Source organism: Aureibaculum luteum (assembly GCF_003449015.1).
In the GTDB taxonomy this organism is placed as follows: Bacteria; Bacteroidota; Bacteroidia; order Flavobacteriales; family Flavobacteriaceae; genus Aureibaculum; species Aureibaculum luteum.
The window spans coordinates 574,104-590,763 of sequence record NZ_QRGD01000002.1 but is presented as its reverse complement, the minus strand read 5'-3'; the positions used below and the strand labels follow the sequence as shown (position 1 = coordinate 590,763).

The following is a 16,660-nucleotide window of genomic DNA, read 5'->3' as shown; positions in this document are numbered from 1 at the left end:
CCTATAACTCCTTTCTTAATGGATAAAACTTTTCCTCAACCTTTGATTGAAGTTTTCCATCTACCTTATCTAGAATAAATGAACCACCCCAAAGTGTATTTGGGTATTCTAAAATTTGATTTGTCATTAATCCCAATGAAGAAACTGTAGAATCAAGTTTTTTTATAGCTTCATCTTTTGGTAACCAGAAGAGATCTTCATCTTTTATAGATTTAATGGTGCCAGATTTGTATTTAGCAACATAAAATTGACGTGTGTCCGCCTTATCTTTAAATGTGTATTTATAGGTAAACATGCCTGCAAGCTCTATATCCTTGATAGTGACACCATAATTAGTAGCCATACTGTCTAAAACTCGATTAATATTCTGTTTACTGTAAAAACGGTGTGCTGGTGTCATCCATCCATACTTGGTTTTTCTAATTAAAATTTCATTTTTATCATTTAAAATTGTTAATCTTATAACAGGACTATTAATTTCTGTTTTTTCTTCTTTCTGATCGTTATCATCTGTTCTTGTAGCCGTTTTACTAATTATTTTCCAACCGGCATCAAATTTCTTTAGTAAGAACAAGTCGATATAAAGCATGTTTTTTTCAGGAAAGGATATTTCAACTTTAGCGGTTGCAATATCCTTTGAAACTTCTATTCCCAAAACTTTAGCATAACGACCATTAAATGTTCCTTTTGCTGCATTCTTAAAAAAACTTACATATTCTTTAGGGCTATACAATTTAAATTCACCATCTCTACCTGTTAAATACAAGGTGGCATTTTCTGTAAATGCACTTTCTAATAATTCTGGTTTATTATAGGAACTACCTTCCATATAATTTTGAAGTGGTTTTTCAACAGCGGCTAATTCTGATTGTGCAGGGGCAAATTGAAATGTAATGAAGACGGTAAATAGTAAAATGTTAATTTTCATAATAGATTTTTGAAGATTTTGTCAAATCTCTATAATCAGTAGAAAAAAGTAGTGAGGGATTATAAATGAGGTGTCCAGAATTATAAATTCGGATAAAAAACTAAGAAAATTGCTTTTTAAATTCGGAAGGTGTTTGACCATTAATCTTCTTAAAGGTGGCGTAAAATGTGGATTTCGACGAGAAACCCGCCTCAAAACCAATGGCTTCTAACGTGTATTGTTTGTTTTCTAGGAGTAGTTGTTTGGCTTCTTCGATTCTATATTCATTTATAAATAAAGCGAAGCTTTTACCTAAATTATCATTTAATAATTGCGATAATTTATGTGAAGAAATGTCTAATGCGTCAGCAATGTCTTTTAATTTTACATTGGTATTTTTATGAAATTGTTCTTTTAGCATAATCTGATGCAAAGCAACTGTTAAAGATTTGGCTTTATCATCTTCTATTTTTTTAGCAGCATATTTTTCTGGAATATCTTGAAATACATTTTCACGATTGTTTTTAAATAATAAAAAGATGAGTAATCCATAAAAGACTACAGAGAAGGTAATGGTTCCTATTAAATAGAGATAGAAATAACCTATAATATAGGCTGAAAAGATCAATACATTTCCAATAAAAACAGCTACTAACCACAATTCTGAAGTAGTACATTTTTCATTCTTTTGTAATAGCTTTTGAAAGATGTCTCTTAAAATAAAAGCAGATAATAAGATATAAATACCCCAAACCCCATAAATAAAATGAATAAAATACTGATGCCAAAAATCTACATTGGTTCTATAAGGCAATATTATACCTATTAAAATAACAACAATGGCAAGAATTAAATAGTGTATTTTCCAAGTTTGTGGTATGGTTTTTCTGTTTTCTACGGACGACTTTAAATAGTAAAACAAAGATATTCCAATTAAAAAACATGCGGATAAACCAATTTGAGAAATTAGTAAATCACGCTCAATGCGTTCTGTAAAAAGAATATAAACAGACTTTCCTATTCTAAGACTAAGCATTGAAAGCAAGAGTCCAAAAAAGAAATTCTGTACACGTTTCTGATTACTAAAGAAAAGGAAATAGAAACTGGCTAAAAATCCATTAAAGACCCCAATAGAACAGATAAAAAACAGTATTGGGTTGTCAAAAGCCATCGTAAATAATTAAAAAACCAAATATAGGAATATTAAAATAAGTTTGAATTGAAGTTTTACTGTTAAATTATGAGATATAGACAATAGCCTATTTGTATGATGACGCAATAATGTTCTATAATGTTAAATATTTATTAATAAAAATGAATGTTCATTCTTTTTTCATAGCTTTGTCCCATAATTAAATATATCATGGCTAAACTTCAGAAAAGTATAGATAAGCAAAATGCTCTCATTAAGGCAACTATTGAGTTGGTGAATAATAATGGTTTTCACGCAACACCTATGAGTAAAATTGCTAAAATGGCAAATGTATCACCGGCTACCATTTATATTTATTTTGAAAACAAGCAAGATCTTGTAAATCAAACCTATTTAAAAGTAAAATCTGAATACACGGATTATGCATTTGCAACTTACAAAGAAGATATGTCTGTGGAAGAAGGTTTTGAATTGATCTGGAAGCGGATTGCAGATTTCAAGCTTAAAGAATGTGAAAACGCCATGTTTTTAGCACAGTGTGATAATACTCCAATGATTGATGAACCGAGTAGACAAGAAGGAATTAAACATTTGCAACCCCTACTCGACCTATGGGAGAAAGGAAAAAAAGAAGGAATTATTAAAAACATTTCTGATTACCTTTTATATGCCTATTCGATAAATCCATTATCCTTTTTAATGATGATTCAAAAGCGAGGAGCATTTCAATTGGATAAAACACATATTGAAGAAGCCTATCAATCAGCGTGGAGTAGCATAAAAGAGTGTTAATAAAATGATCAAATGAAAAAAACAGCGATACTAATAGGAGCTACCGGTTTAACTGGTAACATTTTACTTCATAAATTAATGGAGGATACTAGGTATAATACTATCAAATTGTTTTCTCGTACTAAGATCGAAGGTTTACCTAATAAAGTAACCCAATTTGTAGGAGACCTTTTAAACTTAGAACAGTTTAAAGAAGACTTTAAAGGAGATGAAGTGTATTGTTGTATTGGTACAACGGCTAAAAAAACACCTGACAAAGAATTATATAAACAAATAGATTATGGAATTCCGGTGGCAGCGGCAAAGCTTTCAAAAGAGAATAATATTACTACTTTTTTAGTGATATCAGCTATGGGAGCAAATAAAGAAAGTAGTGTGTTTTATAATAGAACAAAAGGCGAAATGGAACATGATGTGTTAGAGCAAAATATAATACATACCTATATTTTACGCCCTTCCTTAATTGGTGGAGAACGAAAAGAAAGAAGAATATTAGAAAAAGTGAGTTTGGTTGTTTTTAAAATTATACAACCTTTATTTATTGGGAAATTTAAACAATATAAAATTATAAATCCAGAAAGCATTGCACAGGCAATGTTGAATTTAGCAAATAGAACAAGTAATGCAGAAGTAATAATTACTTCAGACGATATTAAAAAATTAGCAAAAAAATAGTAAATAAAAATTAATTAAATGGAATTATTAGACAAATTAAATTGGAGATATGCTGCAAAAGCAATGAATGGTGAGAAAGTAGCAGAAGACAAAATAGAACGAATATTAGAAGCAGCTCGTTTAGCACCGACCTCTAGTGGTTTACAACCTTTCGAAATAATTGTTATTAAAAATCAGGCTCTTAAAGAAAAAATAAGACCTGTAGCATGGAATCAATCTGTGATAACAGACTGCTCTCACCTACTTATTTTTGCTGCTTGGGATACTTATACAGAAGGTAGAATCAACTATATGTTCGATCTTACAAATGATATTCGTGGATTTAAAAATGAAGGATGGGAAAATTATCGTAAAATGCTACTAAGTACCTATCCACAAAAAGATGCGGAAGAAAACTTTAACCACGCTGCCAAACAAGCATATATCGCATTTTCACAAGCTATTATTGCTGCGGCATTTGAAGGTGTTGATGCGACACCATTAGAAGGTTTTGATCCTGCTGCTGTAGATGAGATTTTAGGCTTAAGAGAAAAAGGATTACGTAGTGCTGTAATGTTACCATTAGGGTACAGAAAACAAGATGAAGATTGGTTGGTAAATCTTGAAAAGGTTAGAAAACCTATGGGAGATTTAGTGACTGTAATAGAATAAAAAAAAACGATCATGATAAAAACAATTTTATTAAAAAACAGACCAGAAGGAACACCTTCAATGTCAGATTTTGAATTTATTACAGAGGAATCTGATTTAAATATAAAAGAAGGCGAACTACTTTTAGAAACAACATACGTTTCTGTAGATCCTTATTTACGAGGAAGAATGAGTGCTGCTAAATCATACGTTCCATCTTTTGAATTAAACAAACCCATACAATCAGGTGTTATTGCTAAAGTAATTGCATCTAAGAATAAAAATTTTGCAGTAGGTGATTTTGTTTCAGGAATGTTAGCATGGAAAACCAAACAAGTTTCTAATGGTGATGGCTTATTAAAAGTTGATGGTTCAAAAGCTCCTTTAAGTACGTATCTAGGTGTTTTAGGAATGACCGGTTTAACTGCCTATTTAGGTTTAGAACAAATTGGTAAACCTAAAGCAGGAGAAACATTAGTCGTTTCAGGTGCTGCTGGTGCTGTAGGTAGTGTGGTAGGACAAATAGGAAAAATTCTAGGTCTAACGGTAATCGGTATTGCAGGTACAGATGAAAAAATAGAAATGCTGAAAAACAAATTTGGTTTTGATGCGGGTATCAATTACAACACCAGTAAAGATATGAAAGCAGACATTGCAAAAGCAGCACCAAACGGTGTAGATATCTATTTCGATAATGTTGGCGGTCCTATTTCAGATGCCGTTCTTTTCAACATTAACCGCTTTGCACGAATGATTATTTGTGGAGCGATTTCTGTTTATAATAACAAAGAATTGCCTAAAAGTATTAGTGTACAACCTTTCTTAGTGAAAAACAGTGCGTTAATGCAAGGCTTTATTGTTTCTAACTATGCGGATAAATTTCCAGAAGCCATGAAACAATTGTCAACATGGTTAGCTGATGGTAAGTTGACATATACAGAAACTATTGTAGATGGTTTTGATAATATACCCCAAGCTTTTATCGATTTATTTGAAGGTAAAAACAAAGGAAAAATGATTGTAAAAATTTAAAAAAATAAGAAGATGAACAATTTTGAATTTAGAAATCCTACCAAAATTATTTTTGGGAAAGGTTCAATAGAAAAACTAAAAAATGAAATTCCTCAAGATGCCAAAGTATTATTACTCTATGGTGGAGGAAGTATAAAGAAAAATGGTATTTACGAACAAGTAACATCGGCATTAGCAGATGTAGATATGATTGAGTTTGGTGGTATACCTGCCAATCCAGAATATGCTGTATTATTGAAGGCATTGAAAGTAATAAAAGAGGAGAAAATCACTTATTTATTAGCCGTTGGTGGTGGTTCTGTTATTGATGGTACCAAATTTTTATCTGCGGCTGCTTTATATGAAGGTGATACCCCTTGGGATATTTTATCTAAAAGTATCAGAACAGAAAAAGGAATGCCTTTTGGTACAGTGTTAACATTACCTGCAACAGGTTCTGAAATGAACTCTGGTTCTGTTATTACGAGATCTGAAACCAAAGAGAAATTGGCAATGGGCGGTCCAGGCTTATTTCCTATATTTTCAATATTAGACCCTCAAGTTATTGCTTCAATTCCAACACGTCAATTGGCAAATGGTTTAGCAGATTCGTTTACACATGTGTTAGAACAATACTTAACCTATTCGGTAGGTGCATTACTTCAAGATCGTTTTGCTGAAAGTATTTTACAAACATTAGTAGAAGTGGCACCTAAAGTAATGAAAGATCCAACGGACTATGACGCCGCTTCTAATTTTATGTGGAGTTGTACGATGGCCTTAAACGGATTAATACAACAAGGAGTACCAAGCGATTGGGCCGTTCATGCTATGGGGCACGAACTTACAGCTTTGTTTGGTATAGATCATGCACGTACTTTGGCGGTAATTGCACCTAGTCATTACAAGTATAATTTTGAGGCTAAAAAAGAAAAATTAGCACAATATGGTGAACGTGTTTGGAATATAACGGAAGGAAGTATCGATGATAAAGCGTATGCTGCAATTGAAAAAACAGTTGACTTTTTTCATCAATTAGGTATTGATACGAAATTATCTGACTACACTAAAGATTATGAAGGTACTGCTGAAAAAATAGCACAACGTTTTACAGATCGTGGTTGGTTAGGTTTAGGTGAGTATAAAACGTTATCACCTGACAAGGTTGAAAAAATTGTAAAAATGGCGTACTAATTTTAAGTATAACACATAAAAAATTAAAAAAATGAAAATATTATTTGTATTAACTTCTCATGATAAATTGGGAGACACAGGAAAAAAAACAGGATTTTGGGTTGAAGAATTTGCAAATCCATATTACACATTATTAGATAAAGGAGCTAAAATTACTATTGCTACTCCAAAAGGTGGTGCCGCTCCTATAGATCCTAGTAGTGATTCACCAGATGCTGCAACAAAAGATACAGAACGTTTTAATAATGATGATGTAGCCAAAAATAAAATTGCAAATACAAAAGTATTGGCAGATATGAATGCTGATGATTTTGATGCTGTATTTTATCCTGGTGGTCATGGTCCTTTATGGGATTTAGCGAATGACGCTAATTCAGTAGCATTAATAGAAAAGTTTAATAGTCAACACAAACCTATTGCTTTTGTATGTCATGCTCCCGTAGCCCTAATGAAAGTTAAAAATTCAGAAGGTTATCCGTTGGTTGAAGGTAAAAAGGTTACTGGATTTTCAAATTCAGAGGAAACTGCAGTTGGCTTATCAGCAGTAGTACCTGTTTTAGTAGAAGATATGCTTATCGAAAATGGTGCGTTTTATTCAAACGTAGAAGATTGGGCTCCTTATGCAATACAAGATGGGAATTTAATTACAGGTCAAAACCCTGCTTCATCTGAGTTAGTGGCTGAAAAGTTATTAGCAAGCTTGAAATAAATAGAATCATTTCATACTATTAAAAAGGTTGTCTCAATTTAGGCAGCCTTTTTTTTATGAGCTGTATTTTGTTATAGTTGTTAATTACTTTGATTTATAATCCCAATGGAAACCATTTAAAATCTCGAAAAAAATGGAATACGTTATACGATAACATCCTTATAATCGTTTTGATATCGCAGTAAACGTTGGAGATCACTACATTTAAATCATGATTAAAGACGCTTATTTTCTACTAAACTTGATTTTAAAAACTACTCATGAAAAGCCTTTCGTATGCCGTTTTATTTTTAATTTGTATTTTCAATACTTCTTGTAGTGAAACCAATTTCCCTGGTGATGATGTTGATATTGAGGGGCTCGGTGATTCTGACACTGAAATTACTACCGATACTGATGCTGTGTATGGAGCAGATGTTGAAAATTTAGATGATGACGGTTTACCTGTTCGACTTTTTAGTGCACAATTGCCCATAATAACAGGAAACAGAGAGTATATTATAGAGTTAGAACGATGGGATATTCCGAATACAAATACTGATTTTTCCAAAACCACAACCAATTTGCAAGCAGCTATTGATTGGGCACATGACGAAGGTTATAGTCGCGTTATATTACCATCTGGAGAATATTTAGTAGGTGAAGATGTAAATGATATTTATTATGGTGGTATTGAAGTTCATGGTAATACTGAATTCGTTTTTAGTGAAGGTGCTGTATTATCAATACATGCAAATGATAAATGGAATTACTGTGTTTTAAGTTTAAATGGTGATAATATTATTGTACGTGATGGTGTAATAAAAGGGGAACGTGACACACATGTTTTTACCGCTCGAGAAGATGGTAAAACAGCTCATGATGAAGGACATGGTATTTGTCTGAAGGGCAATAATAATGTGCTCATACAAAATATGGAACTGCATAGTCTAACAGGCGATGGCTCTTTATTATTAGACTCAAATGATGTTACTTTTATTGATAATACTATTTATAATAATAGACGTCAAGGTATTTCAATTGTTGGAGGTGTTCGTGTTGAAATTAGAGATAATGAAATCCATCATATCAATGGTACTTCTCCACAATTTGGTATTGATATTGAAGGGCCAGGTCGTATCGATGAAGATATATTGATACAAGATAATTATTTCCACCATAATGCCGGTGGAGATATTGTCAATGCAACTGGTGAAAATGTCTATATTCTAGATAATATAATGGAACAAGGTGAGGATAGTAAATATACGGATGGTCCTATTGTTAGTTGGCATAAAACACATAACATTATTGCAAGAAATACAGTTACCATGATAAATGGTTCTGCTAACGGTCGTTTAGGTTATATTCAATACTCAAGTGGAGGCGATAAAGGTCATAATAGAGCAACATTTGTACATGATAATGTAATGAATAATTGTGGAATGTATATGTATAAGAGTTCTGATGCCGATGTAAGACGCAACCAATTTCTAGGATACTTTTTAGCGTTTTCTGATTTTGACAATGTCATCTTAGTCGATAACCTCGTTACCTATTCTGAAGAACATACAAATCTTAGATACTGTTGGTCTTATCGTTTTAAAAATGCTAGAGGTTTTGCAAGTGGTAATTCTTTAGGAGATGATTTGGAAGAACTTCCTTTAAGTGAAACGGATCCTTATACCATGCAATGTGTGCTAGATGGCTGGTAGTCTTAAAAAGTTATATCTATATTCAGAATAATAAAAGTTTATTCATTCGGATATTACATTCCATCAAATAGATCTAAAGGACAGCAAATAACTATAAGTATCTGCTTATTTATGCTGCTAAATTAAAGGAAATCTTTATTCCTTGTATCACCATACCAGTTCCTATTATAGATATAATCAATCCCATTATCTTACCAATAACTGAAATCACATTATTGCCAATTTTTTTGACTACGAGGTCGCTTATTCGAAAAGTTAAAAAGGTTAAGAAGCAAAGTAAACCGAACATTAAAATAACTATTACAATTTTAATATTACTTGCATTTGAACTAAAATTCATTGCGGTTACAATAGTACCTGGCCCAGAGATAATAGGTATAGCTAAAGGGGAAACGGCAATATTTTCATCAATATCAACATCCTTAATGTGTTTAACATTAGATTTTTTGGACTGTAACATCTCAAATCCTACAAAAAACACTAAAATACCCCCAGCAATTTTAAATGCGGGTATACTGATTTGAAACATTTCAAAAATAAAAGTTCCCAACAGCACAAAAATAGTAACAATAATAAAGGCAATAAAAGTCGCTCTTTTATTTATACTACGCTTTGTTTGTTTATCAGCACCTTCAGTCAATGTTAAAAAAATCGTCATATTTGTAATCGGATTTGCAATAGCAAAAAAACCAGTAAATACCGTTATTGCGAAAGTAAGCATGTTATCCATTGATAGATTTATTAATTTTTAATAATCAGCTGATGTAAAGAAACAGTTTTTAAAAAAGCAAATTTAGCTATTTTCTATGATATGGATGGTGAAAGACAATATTGGTCCAAAATTAAAGTATACTATTAATTAGTTATTGAAGTTATAACATTTGAGTTTCTCTTTTTGACCGTAAATAAAAGTTATCTTGGCTCAAATATATTTCAATTATAATAAAAATGGCATCAAATTATAAAAGCATTATTGAAAATGGCTATAACCTTGCAAAATCTCTTAAAGACCAAGGTAAATTAGCGACCTATATACCAGAGTTAGCTAATGTAGATCCATCAATGTTTGGCGTTCATATGACCAAAATTGATGGTACTGATTTTGGAATTGGAAATTATAAAGAGAAATTTTCAATCCAGAGTATTGCCAAAGTATTATCACTTACATTGGCTATTAAAACAATTGGCGAAAAAATTTGGAACCGTATAGACGTAGAACCATCTGGAACCAAATTTGACTCCCTATTATTATTAGAAAGCTACAAGGGAATTCCTCGTAATCCTTTTATTAATTCAGGAGCTATTGTTATTTGCGACATATTGATCACACATCTAGATAATGCACCTAAAGATTTTTTATCATTTGTAAGAAATTTAAGTGATTTACCCACACTCACCTATTCTGACAAGATTGCAGATTCAGAAAAAGCAACGGGTTATAGAAACGTAGCACTCTGTAATTTTATAAAATCATTTGGAAATATTAAAAATGACCCCGCTGAAGTACTTGATTTTTATTTTGATATGTGTTCTCTAGAAATGAATTGCCAGCAACTTTCTTATACTTTTTCGTTTTTAGCTAATGGTGGTCGTAAATTATCAAATGGAGAAAAAATTATAACCAATAGTCAGTCCAAACGTATTAATGCCCTTATGCTTACTTGTGGTTTTTATGACGAGTCCGGAGAGTTTGCCTTTAAAGTGGGGTTACCTGGTAAAAGTGGTGTTGGTGGCGGAATTGTGGCATTATATCCTCATAACTATTCTATCGCCGTTTGGAGTCCAAAATTAAACCCAAATGGAAACTCATTTAGAGGAATGAAATTGCTCGAAGAAGTTACAACTCACTCGGAAATGAGTATATTTTAATGGGCTATGTTTTTCCTATGGAAACGAATTTGAGAATAATTACATCTGCCAATGCAACATCTGGCTCCTCACTAATATAGGCCTACAAGACCTGTATTTAGCGTTCGCCCCTCTTTGCATAAGGGAAGTGCTTATACAGGAGTAAATAAAATTACTAATCAAGTGCTTTGTGCTGAAACTAAGCTAGATACATCACGTAAAAAAGTATGGCTTTCGAATTGACGGTTTCCTCAATTGAACTCAATTCAATCATTAAATACTTAGAAGAATGTTCTTATCGTTTGGGTAACAATAATTGGTGAATGAATTTCATTTTATCAACCACTCCAGGTGAAATTACAAAAGGATACATATCTGGAACGCCCATAGCTCTGTTAATACTGTTGACCGCAAACGATAACGGAATACAAGTACGAATGATGATATCAAAATCTTCAATGGAATAGGGATCGAAAGAAACCTTAGCCTTTAAGCTCTTCTTCTTACCAATTGGCTTCACATTAATTCCAAAAAAATAAGCAGTTTCTACCATATCCATAACATGTAAATAATGTGCCCAAGTTTCTGCCCAATCTTCCCAAGGATGCGATGTAGCATATTTACTTATAAATGTCTTTTGCCAATTTTTAGGAGCACCGTCTTTATAATAATTCTGTAAAGCCTCTCCATAGTCAAGTTTTTCACTTCCGAAAATGGCTCTAAAACCTGTCAATACTTTCTCGTTACTATGTACCAATCTGTCCCAAAAATAGTGTCCAACTTCATGTCTAAGATGTCCAAGTAAGGTTCGATATGGTTCAAATAATTGCTTTCGCATTTGCTCTCTTAATACAGAGTCTGCTTCCCGTAAAAGGATAGTGATTACACCATTGGCATGGCCTGTCATGAGATTTGGATTGTTTTGTTGTGCTATAAAATCAAAACAAAATCCCGCTTCATTATCTTCTTTGCTAATTAAGGTTAACCCAATTTTCTGAAGTTGATAAATCAAACGATGCTTAGCGACTTCTAAATGTTGCCATTTTTCAAAATTTTCTTTGTCGGAAAGATTGGGTATGGTTCTGTTTAATTGACAAGCACTGCAATAGTCATTTGGATCATTCTTTTCAATTAACCAATTACAAACCTCATATTCGTTATTCTTACAATATTTATATTCTATTTGTTCTCTATCTGAAATAAGGACATCTCCATGAGGATTAAAGGTAAGCATCTTACGATCTGTATTTCTAAAACCTGATAAATGTCCACAATTTTCACAAGTATAGTTTTCGAAATATAATGCGTGATCGCAATGACCACATTGAAATAGTTTCATAGTGTTATAATAATTGCAAAAGTAAGTAAATGATTGATATTGACTTATACCATTTCAATTGATAATTGATTTATATAATTAAGTCATTTCATTACTTAGATTGCACTCAATAATGAATTTATACAGAAAGATTCTGCATTTGAAGAAGTTTTATAATAAATAGATAATATAAAGTGTTATTGCTGTTGCTGTTCTTGCTGTATTAATGCTAAATTATGACGATAGCTGTTTTTGTCAATAATAGGAGCATCACTATATGGAAATTCAATAGTATCAATATTACTTTTTACGGTACTCACTTTTACTTTTACAAACAAATCTTCTTCTACGTTACCTTTAAAAACACCTTTTACAGGTGCACAATCTTTATAGCTACGACCTACTGCTAGTTTTACATGGTAAAGATTAGCTATTAAATTATTTGTTGGATCGACACCTAGCCATCCATAATTGGGAATATAAGCTTCTATCCAAGCATGTGTAGCTCCTTCACCTCTTGAGGCTTCATCACTAGGGCAAATATAACCACTAACATATCGGGCTGGTATTCCTAACATTCGTACCATTTGTAGTAAGATATAAGTAAAATCTTGACAGACTCCAGCTTTCATTTGCCAAACTTCATCTAATTTAGAATTTACATGCGTAATTCCTTGAATATATTTGAAATTGGAATAAATATATTCACAAAAATCCATGACCATTTTATAAGGAGAACTATTTGATAAATCCTTAGATTTTATCATTTCATAAATTTCAGGCGTACCATCAAAAGTAATGTACTTTAAGAAATCTATAAATTCTGGTTTGTTTTTCAAATCTTTTAAGGCTTCCCATTGCAATTTTACATCTACATTTTCATCAGGAAATAATTTTGGTGTTTTTTTAACCTCAATTTCAGAAACTATAGAAAGAAAATTATGGGGTTCTGTAACCATAAATGTACCCACTAAATTATTGTAAAAATCTAAATAAGTAGCTATAATTGGTTTATTACTTATGGTAAGTTTTTGAGATATTATTTCTTGAAATTCATTAGCAACTGGATAAAGCATAATTTGGTTAGCACCATCAATTACAGGATGGCTATAACTATATTTAGTAAGGTGCTTAATATAAAACGTTGGCATAACTTTACTTAGTTAACTTGTGAAAAATAAACAGTATTTACGGTTAAAGAGATATTTTTAATATCCTCCTTAATATTTTTGATAAAATTATCAAGACCTTGATCGTTAATACTCTCAATAGTAGTGTATTTTATTGTACTTTCAAGCTTACCAAGTAAAAATTCTAAATTATTTTTTTCCAATTCGTTACTTTGGATTAAATAGTCAATATGCTTACTTAATTTATTAATGCAATAATACACGGATCTAGGAAATAATTCATCCTGAAAAATCATGGTGATGATATTTTCTTGCTCAAATGATGATTTATGAGTTTTTAAATAATGTCTGTAGCCACCTATACTTAATAAAAGATTTTTCCAATAGAAACTTTGCTCCAATTTATCAGTTGTTTTACTAATTTCCATAAGTTTAAGAGCCGTAAATTCTGAAATTAAAATAACACGTTCTAAATAACGTCCTACAGTCAAAAAATAATAAGACGCCCCTCTTCCTTGGGTAATTTCCATATTACCATAATAAATTAAATGAAAGGCTTTTAGATCGTCTAAAAAATCTAATGGATCTCTTTCATGTAATTGTTGAGGTAAATCCTTATCAATAAGGTACAGATAATAATTATTTATACTTAACCACATCTCTCGTGAAATATGCTCCTGTACACTCCTAGCATTTTCTCTAGCCTTGGTAACTATATTTAAAATAGAATTACTATTATTTGTATTAAAGACCATATATTCAATACACTCAATAGCATCTTCTGTACTAAAATCATTGCCATCTAAATCATAATTTTTAATGATTGGCGTCCATGAAAATAATTCTGGAGAATCTTGATTGGCATAGTAATTTACTTTAAGTAAACTTAAAATACCATACCCTCTTTCCATATATCGATCTAACCATATCAGGTTATTTGCTACTCTACTTAACATGTTTTTCTATTTAATTTATTCAATTACCCAAGTGTCTTTACTACCTCCTCCTTGAGAACTATTTACTACTAAAGATCCTTTTTTTAAGGCTACTCTCGTCAGTCCTCCAGGTGTTATATCAACTCCATCTACTCCGTTAAGGGCAAAAGGCCTTAAGTCAACACAACGAGGTGTCAGTTGCCCATCAATACTGCAAGGTGCCGTTGAAAGTCTTAGAATAGGTTGTGCAATAAAACCGGCAGGATTTTTATCAACGGTATTAAAATAATCTTTTATTTCTTCATCATCTGCTTCATGACCCATTAGCATTCCATAACCACCACTACCATCTGTTTTTTTAATGACCATGGTTTTAATATTATTCTTTACGTGTTTATATTCCTCAGGATTAGCCAATTGATAAGTTTCTATATTTTTTAAGAGAGGTTCTTCATTCAAATAGTACTTTATCATGTCAGGAACATAGACATAAATAGCTTTATCGTCAGCAACACCGGTACCAGGAGCATTTACTATGGCAACATTTCCTTTTCTATAGACGGCCATAATACCAGCTACCCCTAAAGTACTGCTTGCATTAAACTCTAATGGATCTAAAAACTCATCATCAACACGTCTATAAATAACATCAACTCGCTGTAAACCATTGGTTGTTTTCATATAGACATGATGGTCTTTTACCAATAAATCTCTTCCTTCTACCAATTCTATTCCCATTAACCTTGCTAATGTGGTATGCTCGTAATAAGCTGAATTATAAATACCAGGTGTTAACAGCACAATATTAGGTTCATTCTGATCTGAAAGTTCCTTTAATTTTTTATACAACAAATCAGGATAATTAGCTACTGATCGAATATTGTTTCTAGGTAAAATTCCAGGATAAATTCGTTTTGAAATTTCTCTATTCTCAAGCATATAACTAACCCCAGAAGGGGTTCTTAAATTATCTTCTAACACATAAAATTCACCATCATTATTTCGTATTAAATCTACTCCGGCAATATGAACATATATATCATGCGGCACATTAACACCCATCATTTCACGTAAAAAATTAGGACAATCAAAGATTAATCCAGCAGGAATAATTCCATCTTTAATGATAAATTGGTCGTGATAAATGTCTTTTATAAATAAATTAAGTGCTTTTAAACGTTGTTTAATGCCTTTATCTATTTTATCCCATTCTGATGCTGTGATAATTCGTGGTACAATATCGAAAGGGAATATTTTTTCAATACCTTCATTATCACTATACACGGTAAAGGTTACCCCTTGACTCATAAACAATTGCTTTGAAAGCTCTTCCTTTTTATCTAATATTTCTGTAGTAACACTTTTTAAATAGGTATTAATTATATCATATTGTGTTCTTATTTCAGTGTTGTTCTTATACATTTCATCATATGTATTGGGAACTCCGTCGTAGGACGAAAAAAGCTTATCGTTTTTCATAATCTATAACTAGTATGGTAAATATAATATTATATTTTCAACAATAAATATTATTATTTAAAATATATTCATTAATACTGGTATTTTGTTTAATTATCTGTAAATCGAAGTGTATTTGAGTTTTTCACACAAAAAAGGTTTTTATTTTGAAAATTCAACAAAATTTTAGTTTGGCTACTTATTATAATTAGTATTTTGGCTCTATGAAGTTGTAAAAGAATTGTTGTGTAATGAATATTAAAACAAAAGACGTCCATAATCAATATCAAGGTAGTATACATACGCCACTACTGTGGTTGAAGGATACTGTTTTGGGATTGGAACAATTTGTATTTTCTAAAAAGGATGACACCATTTTTAACGAAGTACTTCCGTCAAATTTAAGATTAGGTAAACGTGTAGAACGTTTTGTGAGCTATGAATTGAGGCAAGATGATGCGATTGAAATTCTATTAGAAAATATGCAAATTCAAGATGGGAAAAGAACCGTTGGCGAATTGGATTGTATCTTAAAGAAAAATAATACACCCATCCATTTGGAAATAATTTACAAATTCTATTTATTTGATGAACGAGTAGGTACAACTGAAATTGAACACTGGATAGGTCCTAACAGAAATGACACCTTGGTTAAAAAACTAACTAAGTTAAAGGAAAAACAACTACCACTACTCTATTCTGAGCACACAAAACCTATTTTGCAAGGTTTAAAACTCAATGCAGAAGAAATAAAACAATGTGTTTTCTTTAAAGCCCAATTGTTTGTTCCCTATACTTCAGAAATTCCAAAATTTAAACTTTTGAATAAGCAATGTTTAACCGGGTTTTACATTCACCTCCCTGAAATAGATAAGTTTACGGACTGTAAATTTTATATACCCGCAAAATTGAATTGGCTTATGGCGATTCAAACACAGGTAACTTGGCTAAATTTCGATTCTTTTTCCAGACAAATAAATACACTTGTCCATGAGAAAAAGGCACCTCTTTGTTGGTTGAAAAGACCAAATGGTACTTTTGAAAAGTTTTTTGTGGTTTGGTGGAGTTAAAACTATGTTTTAATTAAAAGGTTTGTATTCTATATTGATATCGTAAATTAATACCAACAGAATTCATAGATTTTTTTTGACTATTTGAATTGATAGATGTTTTAAAGTTAGACTGTTTATACTTTGCAGTTCTAAT

The 16,660-nt window shown here is 31.6% G+C and carries 16 protein-coding genes; 9 read left to right on the top strand and 7 right to left on the bottom strand.

The window, feature by feature from the left end; translation table 11 throughout:
- Nucleotide 1: 1 nt before the first annotated feature.
- Nucleotides 2-928: a nuclear transport factor 2 family protein gene (locus tag D3P13_RS07800; RefSeq protein ID WP_117880845.1), complete on the bottom strand. Its 927-nt coding sequence runs from the start codon at nucleotides 926-928 to the stop codon at nucleotides 2-4.
- A 100-nt stretch (nucleotides 929-1,028) separates the two neighbouring features.
- On the bottom strand, nucleotides 1,029-2,078 hold the full coding sequence (locus D3P13_RS07795) for an AraC family transcriptional regulator (RefSeq protein ID WP_117880843.1): 1,050 nt from the start codon (nucleotides 2,076-2,078) through the stop codon (nucleotides 1,029-1,031).
- A gap of 192 nt (nucleotides 2,079-2,270) precedes the next feature.
- On the opposite strand from D3P13_RS07795, the gene D3P13_RS07790 reads away from it, so the two are divergent.
- The 7 genes from D3P13_RS07790 to D3P13_RS07760 all read left to right on the top strand — a co-directional run bounded on the left by D3P13_RS07790 (nucleotide 2,271) and on the right by D3P13_RS07760 (nucleotide 8,765).
- Nucleotides 2,271-2,852, top strand: a complete 582-nt coding sequence (locus D3P13_RS07790) for a TetR/AcrR family transcriptional regulator (RefSeq protein WP_117880841.1) — start codon at nucleotides 2,271-2,273, stop codon at nucleotides 2,850-2,852.
- A gap of 12 nt (nucleotides 2,853-2,864) precedes the next feature.
- Nucleotides 2,865-3,527, top strand: a complete 663-nt coding sequence (locus D3P13_RS07785; protein WP_117880839.1) for an NAD(P)H-binding protein — start codon at nucleotides 2,865-2,867, stop codon at nucleotides 3,525-3,527.
- Nucleotides 3,528-3,545: 18 nt separating this feature from the next.
- Nucleotides 3,546-4,178, top strand: a complete 633-nt coding sequence (locus D3P13_RS07780; RefSeq protein WP_117880838.1) for an NAD(P)H-dependent oxidoreductase — start codon at nucleotides 3,546-3,548, stop codon at nucleotides 4,176-4,178.
- A 12-nt stretch (nucleotides 4,179-4,190) separates the two neighbouring features.
- The gene (locus D3P13_RS07775; protein ID WP_117880836.1) at nucleotides 4,191-5,189 is read left to right on the top strand and encodes an NADP-dependent oxidoreductase; all 999 of its coding nucleotides are present in this window, start codon (nucleotides 4,191-4,193) and stop codon (nucleotides 5,187-5,189) included.
- 12 nt (nucleotides 5,190-5,201) lie between these two features.
- On the top strand, nucleotides 5,202-6,362 hold the full coding sequence (locus D3P13_RS07770; RefSeq protein WP_117880835.1) for an iron-containing alcohol dehydrogenase: 1,161 nt from the start codon (nucleotides 5,202-5,204) through the stop codon (nucleotides 6,360-6,362).
- A gap of 31 nt (nucleotides 6,363-6,393) precedes the next feature.
- On the top strand, nucleotides 6,394-7,071 hold the full coding sequence (locus tag D3P13_RS07765; RefSeq protein WP_117880833.1) for a type 1 glutamine amidotransferase domain-containing protein: 678 nt from the start codon (nucleotides 6,394-6,396) through the stop codon (nucleotides 7,069-7,071).
- Between the two features lie 260 nt (nucleotides 7,072-7,331).
- Nucleotides 7,332-8,765: a right-handed parallel beta-helix repeat-containing protein gene (locus tag D3P13_RS07760; RefSeq protein WP_117880831.1), complete on the top strand. Its 1,434-nt coding sequence runs from the start codon at nucleotides 7,332-7,334 to the stop codon at nucleotides 8,763-8,765.
- Nucleotides 8,766-8,874: 109 nt separating this feature from the next.
- Here the strand turns inward: D3P13_RS07760 and D3P13_RS07755 are convergent, their stop codons facing one another.
- Nucleotides 8,875-9,495: a MarC family protein gene (locus D3P13_RS07755; protein ID WP_117880829.1), complete on the bottom strand. Its 621-nt coding sequence runs from the start codon at nucleotides 9,493-9,495 to the stop codon at nucleotides 8,875-8,877.
- Nucleotides 9,496-9,713: 218 nt separating this feature from the next.
- Between D3P13_RS07755 and D3P13_RS07750 the strand changes: the two genes are divergently transcribed.
- Entirely contained in the window at nucleotides 9,714-10,634 is a 921-nt protein-coding gene (locus tag D3P13_RS07750; RefSeq protein WP_117880827.1) for a glutaminase, read from the top strand.
- Nucleotides 10,635-10,908: 274 nt separating this feature from the next.
- Here the strand turns inward: D3P13_RS07750 and D3P13_RS07745 are convergent, their stop codons facing one another.
- The 4 genes from D3P13_RS07745 to D3P13_RS07730 form a co-directional block, all read right to left on the bottom strand.
- Complete coding sequence (locus tag D3P13_RS07745) at nucleotides 10,909-11,952, bottom strand: zinc-binding metallopeptidase family protein (RefSeq protein ID WP_117880825.1); 1,044 nt, start codon at nucleotides 11,950-11,952, stop codon at nucleotides 10,909-10,911.
- A 176-nt stretch (nucleotides 11,953-12,128) separates the two neighbouring features.
- Nucleotides 12,129-13,082, bottom strand: a complete 954-nt coding sequence (locus D3P13_RS07740) for a transglutaminase family protein (RefSeq protein WP_117880823.1) — start codon at nucleotides 13,080-13,082, stop codon at nucleotides 12,129-12,131.
- 8 nt (nucleotides 13,083-13,090) lie between these two features.
- Entirely contained in the window at nucleotides 13,091-14,017 is a 927-nt protein-coding gene (locus tag D3P13_RS07735; RefSeq protein ID WP_117880821.1) for an alpha-E domain-containing protein, read from the bottom strand.
- A gap of 15 nt (nucleotides 14,018-14,032) precedes the next feature.
- Nucleotides 14,033-15,475: a circularly permuted type 2 ATP-grasp protein gene (locus tag D3P13_RS07730; RefSeq protein ID WP_117880819.1), complete on the bottom strand. Its 1,443-nt coding sequence runs from the start codon at nucleotides 15,473-15,475 to the stop codon at nucleotides 14,033-14,035.
- 230 nt (nucleotides 15,476-15,705) lie between these two features.
- Here D3P13_RS07730 and D3P13_RS07725 point away from each other — a divergent pair, with 230 nt between their 5' ends.
- Nucleotides 15,706-16,524: a DUF1853 family protein gene (locus D3P13_RS07725; protein WP_117880817.1), complete on the top strand. Its 819-nt coding sequence runs from the start codon at nucleotides 15,706-15,708 to the stop codon at nucleotides 16,522-16,524.
- The last annotated feature ends 136 nt before the right edge of the window (nucleotides 16,525-16,660 follow it).